Source organism: Nocardia sp. NPDC004860 (assembly GCF_040609015.1).
GTDB lineage: Bacteria > Actinomycetota > Actinomycetes > Mycobacteriales > Mycobacteriaceae > Nocardia.
This window is the reverse complement of the sequence record NZ_JBEXJI010000028.1, coordinates 104845-114182: the sequence shown is the minus strand read 5'-3', so window position 1 is coordinate 114182 and position 9338 is coordinate 104845. Positions and strand designations below refer to the sequence as shown.

Annotated in this window: 12 protein-coding genes; 8 read left to right on the top strand and 4 right to left on the bottom strand. The window is 68.7% G+C overall.

The window, feature by feature from the left end:
• Positions 1-178 precede the first annotated feature (178 nt).
• The 3 genes from ABZV44_RS35875 to ABZV44_RS35865 are packed head-to-tail and all read left to right on the top strand — an operon-like array spanning position 179 to position 1758.
• Positions 179-736 (top strand): hypothetical protein, encoded by a 558-nt coding sequence (locus ABZV44_RS35875; RefSeq protein ID WP_354846522.1) that lies wholly within the window; start codon positions 179-181, stop codon positions 734-736.
• Positions 733-987, top strand: coding sequence for a BON domain-containing protein (locus ABZV44_RS35870; protein WP_354846520.1), 255 nt, complete (start codon positions 733-735; stop codon positions 985-987). The genes ABZV44_RS35875 and ABZV44_RS35870 overlap by 4 nt, the downstream gene beginning before the upstream one ends.
• A gap of 21 nt (positions 988-1008) precedes the next feature.
• Positions 1009-1758, top strand: coding sequence for a metallophosphoesterase (locus tag ABZV44_RS35865; RefSeq protein ID WP_354846518.1), 750 nt, complete (start codon positions 1009-1011; stop codon positions 1756-1758).
• Positions 1759-1767: 9 nt separating this feature from the next.
• On the opposite strand, the gene ABZV44_RS35860 is transcribed toward ABZV44_RS35865, so the two are convergent.
• The 3 genes from ABZV44_RS35860 to ABZV44_RS35850 all read right to left on the bottom strand — a co-directional run bounded on the left by ABZV44_RS35860 (position 1768) and on the right by ABZV44_RS35850 (position 4849).
• Positions 1768-3633, bottom strand: a complete 1866-nt coding sequence (locus ABZV44_RS35860; protein WP_354846536.1) for a KUP/HAK/KT family potassium transporter — start codon at positions 3631-3633, stop codon at positions 1768-1770.
• Positions 3634-3764: 131 nt separating this feature from the next.
• The gene (locus ABZV44_RS35855; RefSeq protein WP_354846516.1) at positions 3765-4292 is read right to left on the bottom strand and encodes an anti-sigma factor; all 528 of its coding nucleotides are present in this window, start codon (positions 4290-4292) and stop codon (positions 3765-3767) included.
• A gap of 152 nt (positions 4293-4444) precedes the next feature.
• A complete protein-coding gene (locus ABZV44_RS35850) occupies positions 4445-4849 on the bottom strand; it encodes an STAS domain-containing protein (protein ID WP_354846513.1) in 405 nt (134 codons plus the stop codon).
• 257 nt (positions 4850-5106) lie between these two features.
• On the opposite strand from ABZV44_RS35850, the gene ABZV44_RS35845 reads away from it, so the two are divergent.
• Both ABZV44_RS35845 and ABZV44_RS35840 read left to right on the top strand, forming a co-directional pair.
• Complete coding sequence (locus ABZV44_RS35845; RefSeq protein ID WP_354846510.1) at positions 5107-5436, top strand: plasmid stabilization protein; 330 nt, start codon at positions 5107-5109, stop codon at positions 5434-5436.
• 89 nt (positions 5437-5525) lie between these two features.
• The gene (locus ABZV44_RS35840; RefSeq protein ID WP_354846507.1) at positions 5526-6068 is read left to right on the top strand and encodes a hypothetical protein; all 543 of its coding nucleotides are present in this window, start codon (positions 5526-5528) and stop codon (positions 6066-6068) included.
• Between the two features lie 69 nt (positions 6069-6137).
• On the opposite strand, the gene ABZV44_RS35835 is transcribed toward ABZV44_RS35840, so the two are convergent.
• Positions 6138-7082: a LysR family transcriptional regulator gene (locus ABZV44_RS35835; protein WP_354846504.1), complete on the bottom strand. Its 945-nt coding sequence runs from the start codon at positions 7080-7082 to the stop codon at positions 6138-6140.
• Here ABZV44_RS35835 and ABZV44_RS35830 point away from each other — a divergent pair, their 5' ends adjacent.
• The 3 genes from ABZV44_RS35830 to ABZV44_RS35820 all read left to right on the top strand — a co-directional run bounded on the left by ABZV44_RS35830 (position 7083) and on the right by ABZV44_RS35820 (position 9200).
• Entirely contained in the window at positions 7083-7259 is a 177-nt protein-coding gene (locus ABZV44_RS35830) for a hypothetical protein (RefSeq protein WP_354846501.1), read from the top strand.
• 310 nt (positions 7260-7569) lie between these two features.
• Complete coding sequence (locus ABZV44_RS35825; protein WP_354846498.1) at positions 7570-8067, top strand: response regulator; 498 nt, start codon at positions 7570-7572, stop codon at positions 8065-8067.
• Between the two features lie 353 nt (positions 8068-8420).
• Entirely contained in the window at positions 8421-9200 is a 780-nt protein-coding gene (locus ABZV44_RS35820) for a M50 family metallopeptidase (protein WP_354846495.1), read from the top strand.
• Positions 9201-9338: the final 138 nt, after the last annotated feature.

Here is a 9338-nt window from a genome sequence, read left to right as displayed (position 1 = left end):
TCCATCGCGGCCATCACACTCATGTGCCGAGCCCAGCGCAACCCGGACACCCCGATCCGGGACGCCGACCTGACCGGCATCCTCGTACCGAAGAAATAGCGTCGACCGTCCTCCCCTCGCGCGGGATACGGACGCACCCGCAGTGATTGATCGAGGCCGCAGCGGGTACCGCGCCAGTATGGCGACCTCCGTCGACAAACTGCTGCACACGCTGACCAGGGCGGTGAACACGCTCGCGCAGACCGATATCCGATTCGCGGTGGCCGGCGGGTGCGCGGTCTACGCCCGCGGCGGTCCGGGATCCGAACACGATGTGGATCTGTTCATCAAGCCCGCCGATGTCTCCCGGGCCCGCAGCGCCCTGGTCGCGGGCGGTTTGCGCATCGCCGACGCCCCGGAGGACTGGCTCACCAAGGCATACGACGGGGACGTCCTGATCGACCTGATCTTCCGCCCCAGCGATCGCGAGGTCACCGACGAGATGCTGGATCGCGCCGAGGTCATGCGCGTCGGGTCCGCGGTGGCGCCGGTCATCAGCGGAACCGATCTGATGATCGACAAGATGCTGGTGTTCGACGCGCACCGGCTGGATCTGGCGCCGCTGCTCCGGATCGCCCGGGACCTGCGTGAGCAGGTCGACTGGGCCGAGGTGCGCATGCAGACCCGGCACTCGCCCTACGCCCGCGCATTCCTCGGCCTGCTGGCCGACCTCGAGGTGATCGGAGTGCCGTCATGAGCGAATTCCCGCAATATGACACGGCGCACGTACATCGAGCGCTGGCCGAGGATCCCCGCACCTCCGAACTCGGCGTCCAGGTGCGGCTCCAGGCGGGCATCGTGGTGCTGACCGGCACGGTGGCCACCGAGGAGCGCCGGCGGCAGGTGGAACTCGTTGTACGCGAACAACTTCCCGAATCCCGAATCCGCAACGAGGTCCGCGTGACCCCGCCGAGGACACCCGGGACCGCCGAAACGCTCGGGACGTGACCCGGGAAAGGACAGTGGCACATGCGGATAGCGGCCGTTGGCGATGTACACGTGGGCACCGATTCCCAGGGCCTGTACCGTCCCGCGCTCGAGGACCTGCACCGGCACGCGGATGTCCTGCTCCTCGCCGGGGATCTGACGAAGTGCGGCACCGTGGCCGAGGCCCAGGTCGCCGCGCGGGAGTTCTCCGGGCTCGGCATCCCGGTTGCGGCGGTACTCGGCAACCACGACTATCACGGGGATGCGGCGGAGGAGGTCGCCGCCGTCCTCGCGGATGCCGGAATCGTGGTGCTCGAGGGCACGGGCGTCGCTTTCAGCATCGACGGGACAGTGCTCGGCGTCGCCGGTACGAAAGGCTTCGGCGGCGGCTTCGCGGGCCGGTGCGCGAGCGTCTTCGGCGAACCCCTGATGCGGGAATTCGCCTCGCACACCGTTGATCTCGCCAACGCACTGCACACGGCGCTGAGTGCGCTCGACACCGATATCCGCATCGCCCTGACCCACTACTCGCCCATCGAGGCCACCCTCGCCGGCGAGCCCCGCGAGATCTATCCCTTCCTCGGTTCCTACCTGCTCGGCGAGGCCATGGACACGGCCGGCGCCGACCTCGCCCTGCACGGCCACGCCCACGCGGGCACCGAGCACGGCGAGACGCCCGGTGGGATACCGGTCCGCAATGTGGCCCAGCCCGTGCTGGGCACCGCATACGCGGTCTACGAGCTCCATCCGGCCCCTCCCGTGCCCGCCACCCGCTCCCGCGCATCCAGCTGACCCGCGGCGTCATACCTCGATCCGCTCGCCCAGGACCACCGTGCGGTGGCGGGGCAGCCGGAAGTAGTCGGCGACGTCGGCCGAGATATAGCTGATGGCGATGAAAAGCCTTGTGCGCCATCGGGACATGATGGGCTTCGCCGCGGCGCGCAACTCGATCTCGGACAGGAAGTAGGATGCCCGGTCGAGGTCGAGTTCGCCTTCTGTCTCGTCCGAATCCAGCCCGGCCAGCGCCGCCGGGACATCGGGGTGTTCCATATAGCCGACCCGCACGGTCACGTGGACGATGCCGTCGTCACGGTAGCCGAGGTGATCGACCCGCACGCGGTCGTCCGGTGGAACCCGTGGCACCGGCTCGGTGTCGACCGACACGATGACGGTCTGGCGATGTCGGACACCGTTGTGCTCGACATTGGCGCGCAGGGCCAGCGGCACGGTTTCCTTGCTGCGGTTGAGGAATACCGCCGTCCGGTCGATGATCGTCAACCGCGACCTGTCGTGCCACAGCTCGTCGACGAACTCACGAAGCGAACCTTCCATCCGGTCCCGTTCGTCGGCGACCACCTCGCGTCCGCGCTGCCAGGTCGTCATGACCGTGAACGCGGCGAGTCCGATCAGCAGGGGCAGCCAGGCCCCGTGCACCAGCTTGGTGAGATTGGCCGCGACGAACAGCAGGTCCACCGCGAGCAGCGGCGTCCAGACCACGGCGACCAGCCACAGCGGCAGTCGCCATTTCGCGTGCGCGAGGTAACCGAGCAGCAGGGTCGTGATGGTGATCGTGCACGTCACCGCCATGCCGAACGCGAAGGCCAGCGCGGTCGAACTGCGGAAGGCGAAGACCAGCGTGAGCACCGAGACCAGCAGCAGCCAATTGATCCACGGCACGTAGATCTGCCCGGGCGTCGACTCCGAGGTATGTGCGATGCGCAGCCGCGGCAGGTACCCGATCCGGGCGGCCTGCGAGGCCACCGAGTACGCGCCGGTGATCACCGCCTGGGAGGCGATCACCGTCGCCGCGGTGGCCAGCGCGACCATCGGAAGCCGCCCCCAGCCCGGGACCAGCAGGAAGAATGGGCTCGCGACGTGCCCGTGGTTCCCGAGCACCAGGGCGGCCTGCCCGAAGTAGCTGAGCAGACAGGCGGGCAGCACCAGGAAAAGCCAAGCGGTAGTGATGGATCGGCGACCGAAGTGCCCCAGATCCGCGTACAGCGCCTCCGCCCCGGTGACCGCCAGCACGATGGCGGCCAGTGCGAAGAAGGCGATGGCGAAGTGGCCGGCGAGGAAGCCGAGCGCATAGCCCGGCCACAACGCCTTCAGGATTCCCGGCTGCTGCCGGATTCCACCGATGCCGCACGCTCCGATCGCGAGGAACCACACCACCATGACCGGGCCGAACAACCGGCCCACCGACGCCGTCCCGCGATGCTGAAACACGAACAGCAGCACGATGATCAGTGCGGTGATCGGCACGACGGCCTTCGCCAGCGGCGGTTCCACCACCTCGATTCCCTCGACCGCGGACAGCACCGAGATGGCCGGGGTGATCATGCTGTCGCCGAAGAACAGTGCCGCGCCGAAGATTCCGAGCGCCGCCAGGACGGCCGCCGGGTGCCGGCCGCGCGCGGCCCAGCGCCGCACCAGCGTGATCAGCGCCATGATCCCGCCCTCGCCGTCATTGTCGGCCCGCATCGCCAGCAGCACATAGGTCACCGTCACGATGATCAGCACCGACCAGAACACCAGTGACACGACGCCGTACACATTGACAGGATCCACCGGGACCGGGTGCGGATCCGACGGATCGAACACCGTTCGCAGGGTATAGATCGGGCTGGTCCCGATGTCCCCGAACACCACCCCCAGCGCCCCGATCACCAGACCCGGGCGGACGACGTCCCGCGCGCTGAAACCGTTGTCGGTCGGCGCGCCGGACTGCCCGGCTGACCCTTCGTCATCCGAGATCGTCGAATCGTGGCGCTGGGACACCGAACGAATTCCTGCCCCTGCTATCCCGGGAGCGCTTCCCCACGGAGCCGGGTGAGCTCCACGACGACCGGGTACCCGCACTGCACCACGTCGAATTCCGCACTGCTCACCGCGATCGAATCGGTCAGTGTTTCCACGAAATGCCAGCCGAAACTGTGCTCGATCAATCCGGCGTCGCTCCCGGTCACCGCGCCCACGCGCACCCGGACCCGCTGCTCGTCGAACCGGAATTCACACTCGATCGAGGCGTCCGGCACGGCGGCCGCGATCAACGTCGTCGCCACCTCGTCCAGTGCGACCCGCACATCGGTCACCACGTCGATCGTGAAATCGGCTGTGAGCATGATGGTTTCGGCGAGCGCACGCAGCATCGCCAGTTGTCCGGCGTCGGCCGGGATTCGCAGCGCCACCCGACCGGCCGGAGCGGGCGACTCCAGCGACGCGGAGTCGGTGAACCGGTGCGCCTTACCGTTGTTCTGCCGGTCGGTGAATACCGGGCTCGGCGTTCGGCCGTCCCCGATCCTGTCACCCTGTGGCGATTCACTCATCGGTCACCACCCCATCGAATCAATCCCGTTTTGCGATCGGTCCCCGTTTCGTTCATCGCGTACCCCGCGAAGCGGTCGGGAAACCGGCGGAATTCATCAATCGGGTATTTGCTCGTGCGCGGTCGAGAGCAGGACCGGGCCGGATCCGCCGATCAGTTGCTCGACAGGTCCTGCTCGCGATGGACCAGGGTCCTGACTCCGGTCACGTCGAGTACTCGTTCGACGGCGCGCGGCGCGTTCGGTACGAGAATGCCGACACCACACCGGGTGGCACGCTGAACGGCATCGAGCAGCACGACCGCGTTGCGCACGCTCAGGAATCGCGCACGACGCAGATCCACGATCACCGCGGGCGGCGCGGCATCGACGGCGACGGACAGCGCGGTCCGGAACGCGGGCAACCCGTTCATGTCGAGTTCGCCCGTGACCGCGATGATGAGGCAATCGGTGATTCCGGTCCCAGCGGTCGGCCGCCCGTTCCCATCGGGCGTGCGGCGCGAGCGGCGGCCGGGCATCTCATTCGCAACATGGCTATGTGCGAGGGACACCGTTGACATGACATACCTCCCAGCAGGGAGTGGCCGATCCGCCTCGACGAGAGAGTGTCCGAGCGCAGGTCGTATCGACGACACGCTCGAACTGCGAGAAGGCATGGGGGATCGGGATCGGCTGGAGTCTCAACCTGCACTCAGTCTGCCACCTGACCGCCGGGGTGGCTACTCCCAGCCCGTTTCACCACGCCCTGTCCGGGTATCGCGGCATCGAATGGACCGACGAAACCGATGGCCCCCTCCCCTGACCGAAAGGCGGAATCATGCCCAAGGAATGGACCGGCAAAGAGGAACGTCAGTACGAACACATCCGCGATTCCGCCGAGGACCGCAGCGCATCGCCCAAGCGCGCCAAAGAGATCGGTGCTCGTACCGTGAACAAGAACCGCGCCCGCGCCGGCAAGACCGCGACCGCGAGCCGGACGTCGCTCGAGGGCAAGTCCCCGCAGCAGCGTGGAGGCCAGCGCTCGGGGCGCCGCGGTCCCAAGGGACTCACCCGGGACCAGCTCTACAACGAGGCCAAGCAGCGCAATATCAAGGGCCGATCCGGCATGTCCAAGGCTCAGCTCGCGCACGCTCTCGGCCGCGACTGATCCATCGAAGGAGGCGAACGACGATGCCGCGCTCGGCGTCGCTACCCGTTCGGATCCACCGGAACGCGCCGTGGAGCCGCAATCGGCTGATGCGTTCCTCGGACCGTCTGCAGGCGGCCTGGCGGCTGGTCGCGGTGCTCGTGGCCGTGGCCTCCATTCCGCTGGCGGTCGTCGTGGGAATCTCGGCCGCCACCACCACCGGAGCGCACATCCGCGCCGAGAACGCCGCCAAAACCGCGGTGACGGCCACGGTCGTCTCCGATCCCCTCCGCATCGCGGTTCCGGTCGGCCAGGGGGTGGTGGCGTCCGGACCGCTGCAGGCCACCGTGGCGTGGAATTCCCACGGCCGCAACGATATCGCCGTGGTCGTCGTCCCGAACTCGGCGAAGCGGGGCAGCACGGTGACCCAGTGGCTGGACTCCTCGGGCCGGGCCACCACCGCGCCGCGGCCCACGTCCGACGCGGTGGTCCAGGGCATCGACACCGCCATCCTGACAATGATCGCAACCTGCTGCGGCGCAACCGTTCTGGTCTGGTGTGCCGACCGCATTCTCCTGCACCGCCACCACGCCGCCTGGGCGCGCGAATGGCGAGACTTCGCCCCGGGGATCGGACACAACAAACCGTCCTGACGCCGTTACTCCCGCGAGCCGACACCGAAATGAGGCCCCCCGCACCGGTTCCCGCGCTCCGGACAGACGTCAGCCCACAGCGGCAGTGCGGAGGGCGGCAGCGAGACGCGCAGCCGGGTCGGGCATGGATGCGGGCAGGCGGGCCAGCAGTAGTCGGCGGGTTTCGGTGGGGCCACCCCGGACCGGGAGGGCCCGGACGCCGGCGGGCAGGGCCGGGCGCGCGGAGGCGGGGATGGTGGTGATCCCGGCGCCGGCGGCGACGAGCTGCAGTTTGGCGAGCCAGTCGTGGGCGGTGTGCACGATCTCGGGACGCTCGCCGAGCCCGGGCCAGACGCCCATGGCGTGCTCACCGTGCGAGCCCGCGATCCAGTGCCGGCCGTGCAGGTCGCGCACGTCGATGTAGTCGCCGCGCGCGAGCGGGTGGTCCGCCGGAACCGCCACCAGCAGTGGGCGTTCGGCGAGGACCTGCGTCAGCAGGGCGGGAGTCTCGCCGTCCAGCGGACGGAACGGCGGCGCCGAGGACACCAGTGCGAGATCGATCGTGCCCGCACGCAGCGCCCGCACCAGGGCGGGCGTACGGCCCTCGCGGGTGATAACGGTGATCCCCGGATGCGTTCGCCGCAACTCGGCCAGCGCGTGCGGCACCAGCCAGGCCCCGGCCGTCGGGAACCAGCCCAGCCGCACGCTGGCCCGATCCTCCGGCAGTCCGGCCAATTCCCTTGCGGTGGCGTCCATCTGGTCGATCACCGCGGCCGCGCGCCGCGCCACCACCTGACCGGCGGGCGTCAGCCGAACCCCGTCGTGGCGCCGCTGCAGCAGCGCGGTGCCCGCCGCCCGCTCCAGCGCCGCGATCTGCCGCGATACCGCCGACTGGGTGTACCCGAGCGCGGTCGCCGCGGCGGTGAGCGTTCCGCGTTCGGCCACCTCCCGGAAGACACGCAGCGCGGTCAGGGACGCATCACCGAAGGCCACGACATTCACGCGTACCACGTCCGAGGGATTCTCGCCGGCCACATGCCCGGGCCCTTTCCCACCTCGGCGCTGTGGTGGGACGTCACCCGCGCACCCACTCCGGCGCAGGCCGCCGCACAGCTACTCGACCTCGCGTGGAAACCGGCCGAGCCGCAGTGCTACGGGCAATTGATCCGCTACGGCAGCGTTGTGCCGTGGTTCCCCGGCGAGAGCAGATAATCCCGCCGATTCCGGTCCTGAGCAGGCGATCCGCTTCTGGCCTTCACCATTGCACCTGGCCACAAAGCCAACCGGGCAGTGAATTTGAAGTGTACGGTAAGTGAACGGCCAGTGGCCGAGCCAGGAAGACTTCAGCGATCATTCGGCAAATTCTTGCATTTTCCTGGCATAACGGACGGGCAACGAGATAGCGTCGGGTTCCGTCGATTGCACAAAGGGCAAAGTCGGAACGAATTGCCCACGTGGTGATGTTTCGCTCGACGGTTGACGGCATGGGTCGGGGGATCCCGCCGAGCGGAGGACCGCAATCATGAACAGAGTTCAGAAATCGACAACAACGGCACATGCGCGTTCACCACAGAGCGAGCGAGCCACCGCGCCGGCGAAGATCCTGGTGGTGGAGAGCAATCCGGCCGTCGCCGAGATCACGGTGCTGGTGCTCGCCGCGGCGGGCTACCACACCTTCCAGACGGCCAGCGGACGGCAGGCCCTGCGCACCCAGGACCGCCTGAAACCCGATGTCATCCTGCTGGACCGGGCGGTGCCCGATGTCGCGGCGGCCGAGCTGTGCCGCGATCTGCGCGCGCGGACCACCGCGCCCATCATCGCGCTCAGCACCGACCACAATCCCGAATTTCTGGAAACGATCCTGGCCGCGGGTGCTTCGGAATGCCTGCTCCTGCCGGTGCACACCCGCGAACTGCTGGAATGCATCGCCTTCCGGCTGCGCGCCCACCGGGCACCGGGCGCGAGCGCCGACGCCAAGCACGAAACCACGCCGGATCCGAGGCCCTACGCCGCGGCCTGAACCGCGGACGGCGAAACCGACAGACCCCTGCCCGGCGATGCCGCCGGAGCAGGGGATGGGATTCCGGCGGCATCAACTATTCGGGGACCATGCCTCGGGATACCGGCGAGACCCACCCGGGCAGTACCGGACGGGCACCCGGTGTCACTGCCGATATGCAGAGTAGTCCCCAAAACGGCTGTGCGCGTTGATATCCGCCGTCCGGGACCTGACATCTTCGTGAACTGAATCCGCCTGTGCCGCTGCTGCTCCGCGCCGCCGCGACCCGGCGGATCCGCACCGGTGCGCCGCCGGCCCGGCCGGCCGGGCCGCGAGCTGTGGTCGCTCCCGGCCGGAGTCGATAGGGTGCGGCGGTGAATACAGCGGAATTCGTTCAGCGGGGCAGCACGGTCGTGGATCGGCTGTCCACCACACAGTCACCGCCGCCGTGGCAACTGGTGGTCGGGACCGGTGTGGTGGCGCTGCTGCTGGTGGCGTTCCGGCCGACGTGGCGGATTCTGCGCAATGCGGTGACCATCGCCCACGAGGGCGGGCACGCGTTCACGGCGCTGCTCACCGGGCGGCGGCTCAACGGCATCCGATTGCATTCGGACACTTCCGGACTCACGGTGTCGAGCGGGAAACCCTATGGACTCGGCATGATCCTGACGACCGCGGCCGGCTACCCCGCGCCCGCGCTGCTGGGACTGGCCTACGCGGCGCTGCTGGGCGCGCATCGCCTCACGCTCATGCTGTGGCTGACCATCGCGCTGCTGCTGGTGCTGCTGGTGAAGGTGCGCAACTGGTACGGCCTGCTGTCTATCCTGGTGACCGGCGGCGTGGTGTTCGCTGTGTCCTGGTTCGGCAGCGACACCACCCAGGCGGCGCTGGCGTATCTGGCGGCCTGGTTCCTGCTGCTGGCGGCGGTGCGGCCGGTGATCGAGCTGCAGCGCAATCGCGCACACGAGCCGAACTCCGACGCCGACCAGCTGGCCCACCTGACCCGGATCCCGGGCCTGCTGTGGGTGCTGGCCTTCGGCGCGATCGCGCTGTGCTCACTGGCCTTCGGCGCGCGGCTGCTGCTCGCGGATGTGACCGGGGTCTGCGTACCCCCGCTCACGCACAGCACCTGCGCGGCGTCAACCGCCGGGTGAGCATTCTCCCACCTCAGGGCGAGAGTGGTATCGCTGCAAGGTTTCTGGTGAACGGGGACTAACATTCGCCCTACACCGTCCGGGTGATCCCGAACACCGGATTTGCCCGGATCTTTGGCCCGCCCGCACCGCCGGCGG